At 67.3% G+C, this 14,237-nt stretch carries 17 protein-coding genes; 15 read left to right on the forward strand and 2 right to left on the reverse strand.

All coding sequences use genetic code 11. The annotated features are described in order from the left end of the window. The first annotated feature begins 45 nt into the window (after window positions 1-45). The 4 genes from phnC (at window position 46) to phnE (AC2FAN_RS07940) (ending at window position 3,746) form a co-directional block, all read left to right on the forward strand. Window positions 46-864 (forward strand): phosphonate ABC transporter ATP-binding protein, encoded by an 819-nt coding sequence (gene phnC / locus AC2FAN_RS07925; protein ID WP_485173322.1) that lies wholly within the window; start codon window positions 46-48, stop codon window positions 862-864. 76 nt (window positions 865-940) lie between these two features. Beyond that, on the forward strand, window positions 941-1,870 hold the full coding sequence (gene phnD / locus AC2FAN_RS07930) for a phosphonate ABC transporter substrate-binding protein (protein WP_265051400.1): 930 nt from the start codon (window positions 941-943) through the stop codon (window positions 1,868-1,870). A 143-nt stretch (window positions 1,871-2,013) separates the two neighbouring features. Further along, complete coding sequence (gene phnE, locus AC2FAN_RS07935) at window positions 2,014-2,895, forward strand: phosphonate ABC transporter, permease protein PhnE (protein WP_485173323.1); 882 nt, start codon at window positions 2,014-2,016, stop codon at window positions 2,893-2,895. Next, a complete protein-coding gene (gene phnE, locus AC2FAN_RS07940) occupies window positions 2,892-3,746 on the forward strand; it encodes a phosphonate ABC transporter, permease protein PhnE (protein ID WP_485173324.1) in 855 nt (284 codons plus the stop codon). The genes phnE (AC2FAN_RS07935) and phnE (AC2FAN_RS07940) overlap by 4 nt, the downstream gene beginning before the upstream one ends. A 112-nt stretch (window positions 3,747-3,858) precedes the next feature. Here the strand turns inward: phnE (AC2FAN_RS07940) and phnF are convergent, their stop codons facing one another. Further along, window positions 3,859-4,602 (reverse strand): phosphonate metabolism transcriptional regulator PhnF, encoded by a 744-nt coding sequence (phnF, locus tag AC2FAN_RS07945; protein ID WP_485173325.1) that lies wholly within the window; start codon window positions 4,600-4,602, stop codon window positions 3,859-3,861. A gap of 88 nt (window positions 4,603-4,690) precedes the next feature. Between phnF and phnG the strand changes: the two genes are divergently transcribed. From phnG to AC2FAN_RS07985, 8 genes are all read left to right on the forward strand, one after another. Further along, a complete protein-coding gene (gene phnG, locus AC2FAN_RS07950; protein ID WP_485173326.1) occupies window positions 4,691-5,122 on the forward strand; it encodes a phosphonate C-P lyase system protein PhnG in 432 nt (143 codons plus the stop codon). Continuing rightward, window positions 5,122-5,724 carry a phosphonate C-P lyase system protein PhnH gene (gene phnH, locus AC2FAN_RS07955; RefSeq protein WP_485173327.1) on the forward strand — a complete coding sequence of 201 codons (603 nt, stop codon included), beginning with the start codon at window positions 5,122-5,124 and terminating at the stop codon, window positions 5,722-5,724. The genes phnG and phnH overlap by 1 nt, the downstream gene beginning before the upstream one ends. 22 nt (window positions 5,725-5,746) lie before the next feature. Continuing rightward, complete coding sequence (locus tag AC2FAN_RS07960) at window positions 5,747-6,934, forward strand: carbon-phosphorus lyase complex subunit (protein ID WP_485173328.1); 1,188 nt, start codon at window positions 5,747-5,749, stop codon at window positions 6,932-6,934. Beyond that, the gene (locus tag AC2FAN_RS07965) at window positions 6,931-7,854 is read left to right on the forward strand and encodes an alpha-D-ribose 1-methylphosphonate 5-phosphate C-P-lyase PhnJ (RefSeq protein ID WP_485173329.1); all 924 of its coding nucleotides are present in this window, start codon (window positions 6,931-6,933) and stop codon (window positions 7,852-7,854) included. The genes AC2FAN_RS07960 and AC2FAN_RS07965 overlap by 4 nt, the downstream gene beginning before the upstream one ends. Continuing rightward, window positions 7,851-8,657, forward strand: coding sequence for a phosphonate C-P lyase system protein PhnK (gene phnK / locus AC2FAN_RS07970; RefSeq protein WP_485173330.1), 807 nt, complete (start codon window positions 7,851-7,853; stop codon window positions 8,655-8,657). The genes AC2FAN_RS07965 and phnK overlap by 4 nt, the downstream gene beginning before the upstream one ends. Window positions 8,658-8,869: 212 nt before the next feature. Further along, window positions 8,870-9,565 (forward strand): phosphonate C-P lyase system protein PhnL, encoded by a 696-nt coding sequence (gene phnL / locus AC2FAN_RS07975; RefSeq protein WP_485173331.1) that lies wholly within the window; start codon window positions 8,870-8,872, stop codon window positions 9,563-9,565. A 2-nt stretch (window positions 9,566-9,567) separates the two neighbouring features. After that, complete coding sequence (locus tag AC2FAN_RS07980) at window positions 9,568-10,707, forward strand: alpha-D-ribose 1-methylphosphonate 5-triphosphate diphosphatase (RefSeq protein ID WP_485173332.1); 1,140 nt, start codon at window positions 9,568-9,570, stop codon at window positions 10,705-10,707. Then, window positions 10,704-11,399 (forward strand): DUF1045 domain-containing protein, encoded by a 696-nt coding sequence (locus tag AC2FAN_RS07985; protein ID WP_485173333.1) that lies wholly within the window; start codon window positions 10,704-10,706, stop codon window positions 11,397-11,399. Before AC2FAN_RS07980 ends, AC2FAN_RS07985 begins: the two co-directional genes overlap by 4 nt. Here the strand turns inward: AC2FAN_RS07985 and phnN are convergent. After that, window positions 11,396-11,995, reverse strand: a complete 600-nt coding sequence (gene phnN, locus AC2FAN_RS07990) for a phosphonate metabolism protein/1,5-bisphosphokinase (PRPP-forming) PhnN (RefSeq protein ID WP_265051389.1) — start codon at window positions 11,993-11,995, stop codon at window positions 11,396-11,398. The genes AC2FAN_RS07985 and phnN overlap by 4 nt on opposite strands. On the opposite strand from phnN, the gene AC2FAN_RS07995 reads away from it, so the two are divergent. The 3 genes from AC2FAN_RS07995 to AC2FAN_RS08005 all read left to right on the forward strand — a co-directional run bounded on the left by AC2FAN_RS07995 (window position 11,994) and on the right by AC2FAN_RS08005 (window position 14,230). Continuing rightward, on the forward strand, window positions 11,994-12,629 hold the full coding sequence (locus AC2FAN_RS07995; RefSeq protein WP_476806426.1) for an LbetaH domain-containing protein: 636 nt from the start codon (window positions 11,994-11,996) through the stop codon (window positions 12,627-12,629). The genes phnN and AC2FAN_RS07995 overlap by 2 nt on opposite strands. A gap of 117 nt (window positions 12,630-12,746) precedes the next feature. Further along, the gene (locus AC2FAN_RS08000; RefSeq protein WP_485173334.1) at window positions 12,747-13,238 is read left to right on the forward strand and encodes a protoglobin domain-containing protein; all 492 of its coding nucleotides are present in this window, start codon (window positions 12,747-12,749) and stop codon (window positions 13,236-13,238) included. Window positions 13,239-13,354: 116 nt separating this feature from the next. After that, window positions 13,355-14,230 (forward strand): methyl-accepting chemotaxis protein, encoded by an 876-nt coding sequence (locus AC2FAN_RS08005; protein ID WP_485173335.1) that lies wholly within the window; start codon window positions 13,355-13,357, stop codon window positions 14,228-14,230. Window positions 14,231-14,237 lie beyond the last annotated feature (7 nt).

The raw sequence follows: 14,237 nt of genomic DNA on the forward strand, positions 1-14,237 counted from the left end.
CGGCGGGGCCGCGCTCATGCCCGTATCGTGCCCGAGAAGCCATCCATGCTGCGTATCGAAGCCCTGACCAAGCGCTTTGGCGACAGGAACGCCGTCGACAACGTCGCGCTGTCGATCCCGAAGGGAGAGATGGTGGGCGTGATCGGCCGGTCCGGAGCCGGCAAATCGACATTGCTGCGCATGCTGAACCGCCTGGCCGAACCGACCTCAGGCCGTATCGTCTGCGAGGAGCAGGACGTCACGGCGCTGAAGGGCGCTTCGCTTCGGCGCTGGCGCCGCGACACGGCGATGATCTTCCAGCAGTTCAACCTCGTCGGCCGCCTGGACGTGCTGACCAATGTGCTGCTCGGCCGCCTCAACCATCGCTCCGCCGCGCTGACGCTGGTCAAGAGCTTCTCGGAAGACGACAAGATCCGTGCCATCGCGGCGCTTGAGCGTCTCGATATGGGACAGCTCCTGACACAGCGCGCCGAGACCCTGTCCGGCGGTCAGCAGCAGCGCGTCGCCATCGCCCGCGCGCTGGTCCAGGAGCCGCGCATCATCCTCGCCGACGAGCCGATCGCCTCGCTCGACCCGCGCAACACCCAGGTCGTGATGGACGCGCTGTTCCGCATCAATCGCGAGGACGGCATCACCGTGGTCTGCAACCTGCACGACCTCGACATCGCCGCGAAGTATTGCGACCGGCTGATCGGCATGTCGGCCGGCAAGATCGTGTTCGACGACGTGCCGCAGGCGCTGACCCGCGAGGTCGCGGCCGAGCTCTACGGCATCGAGGCCAAGGATGCCGGGGCCGAGGCGCTGGATGCGCTCGACGCCATCGCCGCCTCCGAAGCGAAGCGCGCCCGCCAGAAGATCGCCTGACGTCAAAGCATCGCCGGCGCGGCCCGGGGCCGGCGCCGCGAGAAGACTATCCCGACAGCAACCAGGAGCAGACCCAATGCTGACCCGTCGCCATACCCTCAAGCTCGCCGCCGCCGGCCTTGCCGCCACCGCCGCCCAGCCTTTTAGCAACGTTGCTTTCGCCCAGGACTGGAAGGCGAAGTATCCCGAGCTGATCTTCGCGATCATCCCGGCCGAGAACGCCTCGGGCGTCGTCGAGCGCTACACCCCCTTCGTGAACTACCTTTCGAAGGAGCTCGGCACCAAGGTGACGCTGCGCATCGCCAACGACTACGCCGCGATCATCGAGGGCCAGCGCGCCGGCAACATCCATATCGGCATGTACGGCCCGGCGTCCTTCGCCCGCGCCCGCATGACCGGCGCCAAGGTCGACGCCTTCGCGATCGAGACCAACCTCGACGGCACCAAGGGCTATCACTCGGTGTTCTACGTGAAGAAGGACTCGCCCTATCAGAAGGTCGAGGACCTCAAGGGCAAGAACCTCGGCCTCGTCGACCCCAATTCCACCTCGGGCAACAACGTACCGCGCTTCGTGCTCAACGGCATGAAGATCGAGCCGGAAACCTTCTTCTCCAAGGTCGTCTATACCGGCAGCCACGAGAACGCGGTGATCGCGCTGCAGCAGGGCACCGTCGACATCGCCGCCAACTGGTGGAACGACGAGCAGGAATCGAACCTCCTGCGCATGGCCCGCAAGAACATGGTCAAGGCCGAGGATTTCCGGATCATCTACAAGTCCGAGCAGATCGTGAACTCGCCGATGGCCTATCTCACCGACCTGCCCGACGACCTGAAGGCCAAGATCCGCGACGCGGTGCTGAACCTCGCCACCAAGGACAAGGTCGCCTTCGACAAGATCTATGAAGGCAAGCAGGGCCCGCTCGTCGCCGTCGACAACAAGTCCTACGAGCCGATCATCGAGCTGAACAAGTTCGTCGACGAACTCCGCAAGAAGAAGTCGTCGTAAGCAGCATCCGTCATGCCCGGGCTTGACCCGGGCATCTCTCGCCAGAGATTCTCAGGGCTCCGCGCTTCGCTTCGCCCGAGAATGACGCCCTTGTCCGGGGTCGGCGCCAGCCGGTCCCCGCGACCTCTCGGAAGCGCCTCTCCATGACACTCGCGATCGATCGCAACGACCCGGCCATCCGGGCCCATGCCGAAGCCTATCGGCAGGCGGCGACCGTCAAGCGCCGGCAGGCCTTCATCGGCGCCGCCGTCTTCATCGTCTGCGTGCTGCTCGCCGCGCGAGGTTCGGAGGTCGATCTCGGCAAGTTCGCCGAGAACATCCACCGCTTCCCGAAATACATCTTCGAGACGCTGCCGACACTGCGCCTCTCCAGCGTCGGCGCCGACCTCGCCGAATGGTACTGGGGCCTGAAGGGCTGGCTGAAGCTGCTCTGGCAGACCATCCTGATCGCCTATGTCGGCACGATCCTCGGTGCTGCCGGCGCCTTCCTGTTCTGCTTCGCCGCCACGGCCAATCTCGGCCGGTCCGCCTGGCTGCGCTTCGCGGTCCGCCGCTATCTCGAATTCTGCCGCACCGTTCCCGAGATCGTCTTCGCGCTGATCTTCGTCATCGCCTTCGGACTCGGACCCTTGCCCGGCGTGCTCGCCATCGCGATCCACACCATGGGCGCGCTCGGCAAGCTCTTCTCGGAAGTCGTCGAGAACATCGACCTGAAGCCGGTCGACGGCGTCACCGCCACAGGCGGCGGCTGGTGGCAGATCGTGCGCTTCGCCGTCGTGCCCCAGGTGCTCTCCAACTTCGCCAGCTACGCGCTGCTGCGCTTCGAGATCAATGTCCGCGGCGCCTCGATCATGGGCTTCGTCGGCGCCGGCGGCATCGGCCAGGATTTGATCGAAGCGATCCGCAAATTCTACTTCACCGATGTCAGCGCCATCCTGCTGCTGATCATCGTCACGGTGATGCTGATCGACTACGGCACCGAGCGGCTGCGCCACGCACTCCTCAGCCTGGAGCACGGCCGATGAGCCTCGCCCTCGACACGGCCGAGCGCTCGGCCATCCTGAGCCGCCACCAGGCCGCGATCCGTGGATCGCTCAAGACGAAACTCGCGACCATCGGCACCATCGTCGCTCTGCTCGGCCTCTTCCTCTACGGACTGACCACGCTCGAGACGACGCTCTGGAAGATCATCGCCGGGCTCGGCAATCTCGGCTCCTTCGTCGCGCTGATGCTGCCGCCCCATCCGGGTTCCTGGACCCGTGCCCTGATCTTCGTGCAGGCGCTGTTCGAGACGATCGCCATTGCGTTCCTCGGGACTGTGCTGGCGGCGGCGCTCGCGCTGCCACTCGGTTTCATCGCGGCGCGCAATGTCGTCGCCAACCGCGTCGTGCATTTTCTCGCGCGCCGCTCGCTCGACACGGTGCGCGGCGTGGATGCGCTGATCTGGGCGCTGATCTGGGTGAACGTCGTGGGTCTCGGGCCCTTCGCCGGCATGCTCGCGATCATGACCAGCGATCTCGGCGCCTTCGGCAAGCTCTATTCGGAAGCGATCGAGGCGGCCGACCGCAAGGCCGTCGAAGGCGTGGCATCGGTCGGCGGCGGCAAGGCGCATGAAATCCGCTTCGGCCTCTTGCCGCAGGTCCTTCCGGTGATCGCGAGCCAGGTGCTCTATTATATCGAGTCGAACACCCGCTCCTCGACGATCATCGGCATCGTCGGCGCCGGCGGCATCGGCCTCTATCTCGCCGAGACGATCCGCACGCTCGAATGGCAGCAGGTCTCCTTCCTGATCCTGCTGATCCTCGCCGCGGTCTCGGCCATCGACTTCCTCTCCGGCAAGCTGCGCTTCGCGATCATCGGCAAGCGGGCGAGTTAAGCTCGGCTTGGCGCGTCATTCTCGGGCTTGACCCGAGAATCTCTTGCAAGAAGGCAGAGGGCGCCTCTCCGTCCTGAGATGCTCGGGTCAAGCCCGAGCATGACGGAGCGGTTCAATCCCCGAACGGCTCGATCACCATCTCCATGCGCTCAGCCGCAAAGACGCTGCTGACGAGATGGATCGGCGTCAGGTCGGGCAGCGCGTCGACCGCCGTCGAGATCATCACGGCTGCCTCGGGCGCGATCTCCAGCAGTTCGGCCTCGTGCTCGTCGGCGAGCCGCGCCGTCAACCGCGTCGACAGGCGCACGTAATCCGTGATGCCGTAGATCTTGAAGGCAGCCGTGATCGAGCCGGCCGCCTCGCGATAGGCCTTGTCGAAATCGGGAAAGCGCTCGACCGAGAGCCAATGCGTGCCGGTGCCCATCGGCACGCCGTCGGCCAGGCTGACACCCTGCACGCGCCAGAGCGGCGTCCCGTTCTTCAGGCCGAGCGCCGCGCAGGCTGGCGCCTCGCCCACCACCGTCTCGGCCGCGAGCATGCGGCTCGTGCCGAGGATGCCGAGCTTGCCCATATTGGTGCGCATGCTGACGCGCCGGCCGATCGGATACGGCAGGCGCGGCGCCGTCACCTGCGTGCCGCGGCCGCGCGAGACCGTCACCAGCCCCTGCTCGGCGAGATGGCGAAAGGCCTGCCGCACGGTATGGCGATGCACGCCGTAACGCTCGGCCAGCGCGACCGAGGCCGGCAGCGTGTCGCCGAGCTTGTACTCGCCACGCCCGATCGCCTCCGCCAGTTCGTCGGCGATACGTCGCCACGCCGTCCCGCCATCCCGTTCGGCGATTGCTGCGTCCGTCATCAAAATTTCATCCGAAAAGTATAGACCTTTGCCATCAACTCCCCTAGCATAGTCTAGACATTCGGAACTGACCAGCGAGCCCGCGCCGATGAGCCAGAGAACACCGAGACAAAGCTGGATAGCGACGCTGGCGCGCGCCTCCCGCGCCGAGATCGAGAGCCTGCTCGGCGATCCGCCCGACCACGACGTGCTGAAGGCGCCGGAGACCGGAACCGTGATGGTCGAGGGCCGCGCCGGCGGCGCCGGCCGCCGCTTCAACCTCGGCGAAGCCACCGTGACGCGTTGCGTCGTGCGCCTCTCCAGCGGGCGGATGGGCTTTTCCTATGCGCTCGGCCGCGACGGCCGGAAGGCGCGGCTCGCCGCCCTGCTCGACGCCCGGCTTCAGGACGAGGGCGATGGCAGCGGACTGCATCAAGGCGTCGCCACGCTCGCCGCGCAGCAGGCCACCGCCCGCGACCTCGCCTCGCGCAAGGCGGCGGCGACCAAGGTCGATTTCTTCACGCTGGTCAGGGGTTCGTGATGTCGGCTCAAGCCATGATCGCTCCCGGCTTCTCCGATCCGGTCTTCCAGTCGCAAAAGGCCTTCCGCGCCCTGCTCGCCGCCCTCTCGGAGCCCGGCACACTGCAGCGCGTCGTGGCCGAGATCACGCCGCCGGAAGGGCTCGACATCGCGACGGCGACTGCTTTGCTGACGCTCGCCGATTACGAGACGCCGGTCTGGCTGCCGGAAGCCCTGCGCGACGGCCCGGCCGGCGCCTGGCTGCGCTTCCATTGCGGCGCCGCCTTAGTCGACGATCCCGCTGAGGCCGCCTTCGCCGTGATCGACAGCGCGGCGGATGGGCCGAAGCTCGCCGCTTTCAATCCCGGTAACGACCAGTTCCCGGATCGCTCGACAACCGTGTTCGTGCAATGCGCTGCTCTGGATGGCGGCGCGGGCTTCTCGCTCTCAGGCCCCGGCATTCTCGGCTCGCGCTCGATCGCGCCGCAGGGCCTGCGCCCAGACTTCACCGATGAGCTCAGAGAGAACAGCGCGCTCTATCCGCTCGGGGTCGACGTCGTCTTCGCCCATGGCGACGGCCTGATCGGCCTGCCGCGTTCGACGCAGATCGAGAAGGCCCGCTGATGCCCCACCGGGAGTCTCACTGATGTACGTCGCAGTCAAAGGTGGCGAAGCCGCCATCCTCGCCACGCATGATCTCGTCGCCGAAGCCCGCCGCGGCGACCCCGCCGTGCCGGAGATCAGTGTCGCCCAGATCCGCGAGCAGCAGGCGCTGGCCTGCGCCCGCGTCATGAACGAGGGTTCGCTCTACGACCAGGACCTCGCGGCGCTCGCGCTGAAGCAGTCGCAGGGCGACGTGATCGAGGCCGCCTTCCTGATGCGGGCCTATCGCACGACGCTGCCCCGCTTCGGCTCCTCCGAGCCGCTCGATACCGCCGCCATGGCGATCCGCCGCCGGGTGTCCGCGACCTACAAGGACCTGCCGGGCGGGCAGGTGCTCGGCCCGACCTATGACTACACCCATCGGCTGTTCGACTTCGCGCTGATGGATTCCCCCGACGTCATGGCCGGGCTCGACCCGGCCATCTCAGGACCAGAAGGCGCCGGAGCCTCGGTGTCAGGAGATGCTCGGGTCAAGCCCGAGCATGACGACCTGAAAGCTCCCCTCGATGCTACCATGCCGCGCGTGCCCGATATCCTCGGCGCCGAAGGGCTGATGGAGGCGGAAGAGCCGCCGGAGGGCGATCCGCGGCCCTTCGACCTGACGCGCGATCCTGTCTCCTTCCCGGCCGATCGCGACGTGCGCCTGCAGTCGATGGCGCGCGGCGATGAGGGCTTTCTGCTCGGCCTCGGTTATTCCGTGCAGCGCGGCTTCGGCGGCTCGCATCCCTTCGTCGGCGAGGTCCGCGTCGGCGAGCTCGCGGTCGAATTCGTGCCGGAGGAGCTCGGCTTCGCCGTTGATCTCGGTGACATCACCCTGACCGAATGCCAGATGGTCAACCAGTTCCAGGGCTCGAAGGAAGTCCCGCCGCAATTCACCCGCGGTTACGGCCTCGTCTTCGGCCATAGCGAGCGCAAGGCGATGTCGATGTCGCTGGTCGACCGTGCCTTGAAGGCGCGCGAATTCGGCGAAGCCGCCACCTACCCGGCGCAGCAAGACGAGTTCGTCCTCTACCACGCCGACAATGTCGAGGCCGCCGGCTTCGTCGAGCATCTCAAGCTGCCGCACTATGTCGACTTCCAGGGCGAGCTCGAACTGATCCGCCGCATCCGCAGGGAGCGCGAGGAGCGGCTGGCCCAAGAGCAGAATGCCATGCCGGAGGCTGCGGAATGACCATCCATCAGGTGCCGACGGACAATACAAAGCCGGCTTACAACTACGCCTATCTCGATGAGCAGACCAAGCGGATGATCCGCCGCGCTTTGCTCAAGGCGGTCGCGGTGCCCGGCTATCAGGTGCCGTTCGGCTCGCGCGAGATGCCGCTTGCCCGCGGCTGGGGCACGGGCGGCATACAGATCACCGCCGCGATCATCGGCCCGGCCGATACGCTGAAGGTGATCGACCAGGGCGCCGACGACACCACCAACGCCGTCTCGATCCGCAAGTTCTTCGAGCGCACGGCCGATGCCCGCACCTGCGAGGCGACGGAGGAGGCGACGATCATCCAGACCCGACACCGCATCCCGGAGGCACCGCTGAAGAGCGGACAGGTCATGGTCTATCAGGTGCCGACGCCCGAGCCGCTCCGCCGGCTGGAGCCACGTGAGGCCGAGACCCGCAAAATGCACGCCTGGGCCGAATACGGGCTGATGCAGGTCAAGCTCTACGAGGACATCGCCCGCTATGGCGAGATCACCAAGACCTATGACTATCCGGTCATGGTCAACGGCCGCTACGTGATGGCGCCCTCGCCGATCCCGAAATTCGACAATCCGAAGATGCACATGTCGCCCGCGCTCCAGCTTTTCGGTGCCGGCCGCGAGAAGCGCATCTACGCGCTGCCGCCCTTTACCAGCGTGCGCAGCCTCGATTTCGAGGATCATCCCTTCCGCATCCAGAGCTGGACGCAACCCTGCGGGCTTTGCGGCGCCCCCGACAGCTACCTCGACGAGGTCGTCATCGACGACCAGGGCGGGCGCATGTTCGTCTGCTCCGACAGCCATTATTGCGAGACACGCCGGGCCGAAGGGCATCGCGGCACCATGCTGGGCGACGCGGCTGCGAGCGGCCTGGTCGAGGAGACGACGCCATGACCCTCCATGTCTCCCTGCCCGAAGCCGACCTCGAACCGGCACCCCTGCTCTCGGTCGCCAATGTCAGCCGCTTCTATGGTGAGCGGATCGGCTGCGCCGATGTCTCCTTCGATCTCTGGCCGGGCGAAGTGCTGGGCATCGTCGGCGAATCCGGCTCGGGCAAGTCGACCCTGCTGCGCTGCCTCGCCGGCATCGACAAGCCCGATGAAGGCGAGGTGCTGTTCCGGGGCGGCATTGAGTCGCTCGACATCTATTCGGTCTCCGAGCAGGAGCGCCGCCGCCTGATGCGCACCGCCTGGGGCATCGTCCATCAGAACCCGCGCGACGGCCTGCGCATGGACGTCACCGCCGGCGGCAATGTCGGCGAGCGCCTGATGGACCGCGGCGACCGGCATTACGGCCAGATCCGCGAGCGCGCGCTCGACTGGCTCAGCCGCGTCGAGATCGCCGGCGCGCGAATCGACGACCGGCCGCGCCAGTTCTCCGGCGGCATGCAGCAGCGCCTGCAGATCGCCCGGGTGCTGGTCTCCGAGCCGCGCCTCGTCTTCATGGACGAGCCGACCGGCGGCCTCGATGTCTCCGTGCAGGCGCGCCTGCTCGATCTGCTGCGCGTTCTGGTGCGCGATCTCGGCCTCGCCGCGATCATCGTCACCCACGACCTCGCGGTGGCGCGCCTTCTCACCGACCGGCTGATGGTGATGAAGGACGGCCGCGTCGTCGAGCAGGGCCTGACCGACCAGGTCCTCGACGATCCGCACCACGCCTATACGCAGCTTCTCACCTCGGCGGTGCTGAGTGTGTGAGGGAACCACCACCGTCATTCCGGGGCATCGCGTAGCGATGAGCCCGGAACCCAGAACCGATGCGATGGCGGAGAAAGCCGCGCGGCTGCGTCGCGTAGAAAGACAACCGGCATCGGTTCTGGGTTCCGGACTCGCGCCTGCGGTGCGCCCCGGAATGACGGCGGAGGTCCCGTCACATCCTCGTCACCTCGCCGGCACAAGGCACTGACACCATGACCACGATGATTCAGGTCGAGAACGTCGCCAAGACCTTCATCCTGCACAACCAGGGCGGGGCGCGGCTGCCTGTCTTCGACAACGTCAATTTCAGCGTCGAGGCCGGCGAGGCGCTGGTGCTGGCGGGTGCGTCCGGCGCCGGCAAATCGAGCCTGCTGCGCATCCTCTACGGCAACTACAGGCCGACGGCGGGCAGCATCCGCGTTACCCATGCCGGCCGTCTCGTCGACATCGTCGCCGCCGTGCCGCGCACCGTGCTCGATGTCCGCCGCCGCACGCTCGGCTTCGTCTCGCAGTTCCTGCGCGTCATTCCGCGCGTCTCGACGCTCGATATCGTCCGCGATCCCTTGCTGGCGCGCGGCGCCGCTCCCGAGGTCGCAACGGAGAAGGCCAAGGCGATGCTCGCCCGCCTCAACCTGCCCGAGCGGCTGTGGAGCATCGCGCCCGCCACCTTCTCCGGCGGCGAGCAGCAGCGCGTCAACATCGCCCGCTCCTTCGTCGACCCCTCGCCGATCATGCTGATCGACGAGCCGACGGCCTCGCTCGATGCCGCCAATCGCGATGTCGTCGTCGAGCTCATCTCGGAGGCGCGCGCCACCGGTTCCGCCATCGTCGGCATCTTCCACGACGAAGCGGTTCGCGAACGCGTCGCGACGCGCTATCTCGACATCACCGATTTCCGGAAGGCCTGACGATGCAAACCGTTCTCACCAACGCAAGACTGATCCTCGAGAACGAGGTCGTCACCGGCACCATCGCCTTCGACGAGACCGGCATCACATCTGTCGATCAAGGCAGGTCATCCCTGCCTAACGCCATCGACGCGGGCGGCGACTATGTCGCGCCCGGCCTTGTCGAGATGCACACCGACAACATGGAAAAGCACTTCATGCCGCGCCCCAAGGTCTTCTGGCCGAACGGGCTGGCGGCGGCGCTGGTCCATGACGCGCAGATGGCGGCGGCCGGCGTCACCACCGTCTACGATGCAGTCTGCGCCGGCACGCCCTTCTCGGCCAAGGACTACCGCAAGGACATTTTCGCCGACGTGATGAAGTCGCTGGCCTATGGCAAGAGCGAGAACGTCTTCCGGATCGATCACCGCATCCATATGCGCTGCGAACTGACGAGCCCGCAGTTGCTGGAAGACATCGCACCCTACCAGGACGACGAGCTGGTCCAGCTGGTGTCGCTGATGGACCACACGCCGGGCCAGCGCCAGTGGCGCGATCTCCAGCACCTCAAGACCTATGCGGTCGGCAACGGCAAGACGGTCGCGGAATTCGAGGAGGACGTCGAGGTCCGCCAGCGCGAAGGCGCCGCCAACGTCGCCCGGAACTGGCAGGCGGTGGTCGATATCTTCCGCGCCCGTGCCATCCCGCTCGCGACCCATGACGACACGATTCCCGAGCATGTCGAGGAAGGCGTCGCCTCGGGCGCGGTGATCTCCGAATTCCCGACCACGGTCGAGGCTGCGGCAGCCGCCAAGAAGCACGGCCTCGCCACGGTCGCAGGCGCGCCCAACGTCGTGCGCGGCGGCTCGCATTCCGGCGGCGTCTCGGTCTCGGAACTCGCCGAAAAGGGCCTGCTCGACGGTCTCTCCTCGGACTATGTGCCGGCGAGCCTGCTGCAGGCCGTGGTCAAGCTCAACGCCGAGCATGGCATCGCGCTGCCCGAGGCCATGGGCATGGTGACCTGGAAGGTCGCCGATATCCTCGGCCTCAGGGATCGCGGCCATCTCAAGACCGGGCTGCGGGCCGATCTCGTCCGCTTCAAGGTGCTGGGCGCGACGCCTGTCCTCGCCGCGGTCTGGTCGAAGGGCGAGCGCGCATTTTGAGCCGCAAGCGCTACGCACTCTATTACGCTCCCGCCGTCGACAGCGCGCTCTGGCGCTTCGGCAGCGGGACGCTGGGCTATGACGCGCTGACGGGCGAGGACATCCCCTTCGCCGTTCCCGCCGGCTGCGACGGATCGGAATGGCCGGCGCTGACCAACGAGCCACGCCGCTACGGCTTCCACGCCACGCTCAAGGCGCCTTTCGAACTGGCCGACGGCCGCAGCGAGGACCAGTTGCGCGCCTTCGCCCGCAACTACGCTGCCGGCCTCGACGGCGTGACGCTGAGCGGGCTGTCCGTGACGGCGCTCGGCTCGTTCATAGCCCTGACGCCATCGCAGCCGAGCGAGGATCTGCAGCGCTTCGCCTTCGCGCTCGTGCAGGCCTTCGAACCCTTCCGGGCGCCGCTGGCCGAAGCCGACCGGGCGCGACGCCTGAAGAGCCCGCTCACCCCGGCGCAGCGCGCCTATCTCGAAGCCTATGGCTATCCTTATGTCGGCGACGCCTTCCGCTTCCACATGACGCTGACCGGGTCGCTGCCGGCGGAGCGGGTCGGGCCGATCCGGCAGGCGCTGGAGGCGGCCTATGCCGCCGCCGTTCCGCCGGGCGCCGTCGCGCTCGACCGCTTCGCGCTGTTTCGGCAGGATGGCCGCGAAGCCCGTTTCAGGCTGCTCGATTCCTATCAGCTCGGCTAGCAACCATGGCGGCCGAGCGCGCGCAGCACCGCCAGCAGGTCACCGGTCGCCTCCGCAATACTGCGATCGTTCATGATCGTGACGATCTGCGCGTGCTCGGCTTCGAGCGGCGCCTCGCGCGCCAGCCGGGCCGCGATGTCGGCCTCGCTTTCGCGCCCGCGCGCCGCCAGCCGCTTCGCCAGAACGGCCGCCGGGGCGGTGATGTTGACCACGACGACACGCGCCGCGAGCCGCTCCGCAGCCGCGATGGTGCCGCGCGAGATGTTGGCGATCACCACCGTTCCGTCGGCGATGCCGTCGAGTTCGCTCGCCGGGATGCCGTAGCTCAGGCCATGCGCCCGCCAGCTCAGCGCCATCTCGCCGCGGGTTTCGGCGGCTGCGAAAGCGGCCTCGTCGCAGGAATCGTGATCCTCGGCGCCGAGCATCGCCGGCCGGGTGATCAGCCGGCGCGCAAAACGGAAGCGGCCGTCGCCGGCGAATTCCGCCCGCGCGCCATCCATCAACGTGTCCTTGCCCGCACCCGACGGGCCGACGACGAGAACAAGGGCACCCGCCAGGGCGGCGGCTGCTGCGATATCAGGAGAGGATGACGACATGGCCGCGAAGAAGCTGGGACTCGAACCGGTGATCGACCCGACCGCACAGGTCAGGCAGGCGACGCTCGGACGCTACACCGAGATCGGCGCCCGCACCGTCTTCGTCGAGTCGACGATGGGTGACTACTCCTATGTCGTGAACGACGCCAATGTCATTTACACGACGATCGGCAAATTCTGCTCGATCGCGGCGATGACGCGGATCAACCCGGGCAACCATCCGATGCATCGCGCCAGCCAGTCGCACTTCACCTATCGCGCCTCCGCCTATTTCGACGATGCGCAGGACGATTCCGCCTTCTTCGACTGGCGGCGCTCCCATGCCGTCACGATCGGCCACGATGTCTGGATCGGCCATGGCGCGATCGTGCTGGCCGGGCGCAGCATCGGCACCGGTGCCGTGGTCGCGGGCGGCGCGGTCGTCACCAAGGACGTGCCGGCCTACACCATCGTCGCCGGCAATCCGGCCCGCCCGGTCCGGCGGCGCTTCTCCGAGGATGTCGCGGAAAGGTTGCAGGCGCTGGGCTGGTGGGATTGGGAGCATGCCCGCCTGCGCGAAGGGCTGGACGATTTCCGCCATCTCCCGGTGGAGGCGTTCCTCGACAAATACGAAGCGGGCGGCGGTAAAAGCTGAGGCACTCGGCCGCAGCCGGATTGATGCAGGTCAATACCGGCCATCACCGGCCGTTAACCCTTGATCGGCGAGACCGGGGCGGGCTCGAACAGTGGCCCCAGCTGGGATTTCCGTTTCATGTCCGCATCGGATCACCTCGCCAGGCGCCTGGCATTCATCGGCCTCGACAGCGCAGCGCAAGGGCGCATCCGCAATGTCGGCGACGCCCTGGGCGCCTTCTACGGCCAGATGCGGCAATTCCCGGAGACGAGGGCTTTCTTCGGTAGCGAGCAGCACATCGAAAACGCCAAGCAGCGTCAGCTCCAGCACTGGAGCGGCATCGCGACGGGCCAGTTCGACGCGAATTACGTCGATGCCGTCACCAAGGTCGGCAAGGTCCATGCCCGGATCGGGCTCGAACCGCGCTGGTATATCGGCGGCTACGCGCTGATCCTCGAAAAGATGCTCGCCAGCGTGATCGAGACGCGCTGGCCGAAGAACGCGTTCGGCAAGCGCATGCCCGGCGCCGAGGAGCGCGCTGCCGAGATCGGCGCCATCGTCAAAGCGGCGCTGCTCGACATGGACTACGCGATCACGGTCTATCTCGAAGCCTCGGAGAAGCCCGGCTGAAGGCCGAGGCCGAGGCGCGCGCCATCGAGCAGGCCAAGACGGCCGAGCGCGACCAGGCCATCGCCTGCGTCAGCCAGAGCATGGCGGCGCTAGCCGAAGGCGACCTGACCCACCGCATGAGCGCTGAGATCCCGGCCGAATACGGGCAGATCCGCGAGCACTTCAACGCGGCGATGGCCCGGCTCCAGGAGATGGCGGCGACCATCAAGGCGACCTCGGCCGCGATCGCCGCCTCCTCGCAGGAGATCAACAGCGGCGCGCAGGACCTTTCGACGCGCACCGAGCAGCAGGCCTCGGCGCTGGAGGAAAGCGCTGCGACCACCGAGCAGCTCGCAGCCTCGGTCAAGACCTCCTCGCAGGCCTCGCGCGAATCCGTCGCGCTCGCGGACGAGGCCGCCGATGTCGCCCGCACCGGCGGCGACGTGGTCAAGGAAGCGGTCGAAGCCATGGCCCGGATCGAGGGCGCCTCGAAGCGGATCTCGGAGATCACCGAGCTGATCGACGACATCGCCTTCCAGACCAATCTGCTGGCGCTCAACGCCGCAGTCGAGGCGGCGCGAGCCGGCGATGCGGGGCGCAGCTTCGCGGTGGTCGCCGCCGAGGTGCGCGCGCTGGCCCAGCGTTCGGCCAGCGCCGCCAAGGACATCACCGGCCTGATCTCATCCTCCGATTCGGAAATCGCCGAGGGCGTCAAGCTGGTGCGGCAGGCCGGCAAGACGCTCGACCGGATCGTCGCCGCCTCCGCCAAGGTTTCGAGCACGGTCGACGAGATCGCCTCGGCGGCCGGCGAGCAGGCCAACGGCATCGACGAAATGAGCCAGACCGTCAGCCATATGGATGAAATCACCCAGCAGAACGCGGCGCTGGCCCAACAGAGCGCGGCCTCGGCGCGGACGCTGCTCGACCAGATCGCGCAGCTCAACCGCCTCGTCGCGGCCTTCCGCACGGAGCCGCAGCCCGGTTCCGGTCCGTCACGACGGCGCGCGGCCTGAGCGCCGC

Source organism: Allobosea sp. RIT-PG3_2, assembly GCF_057321085.1.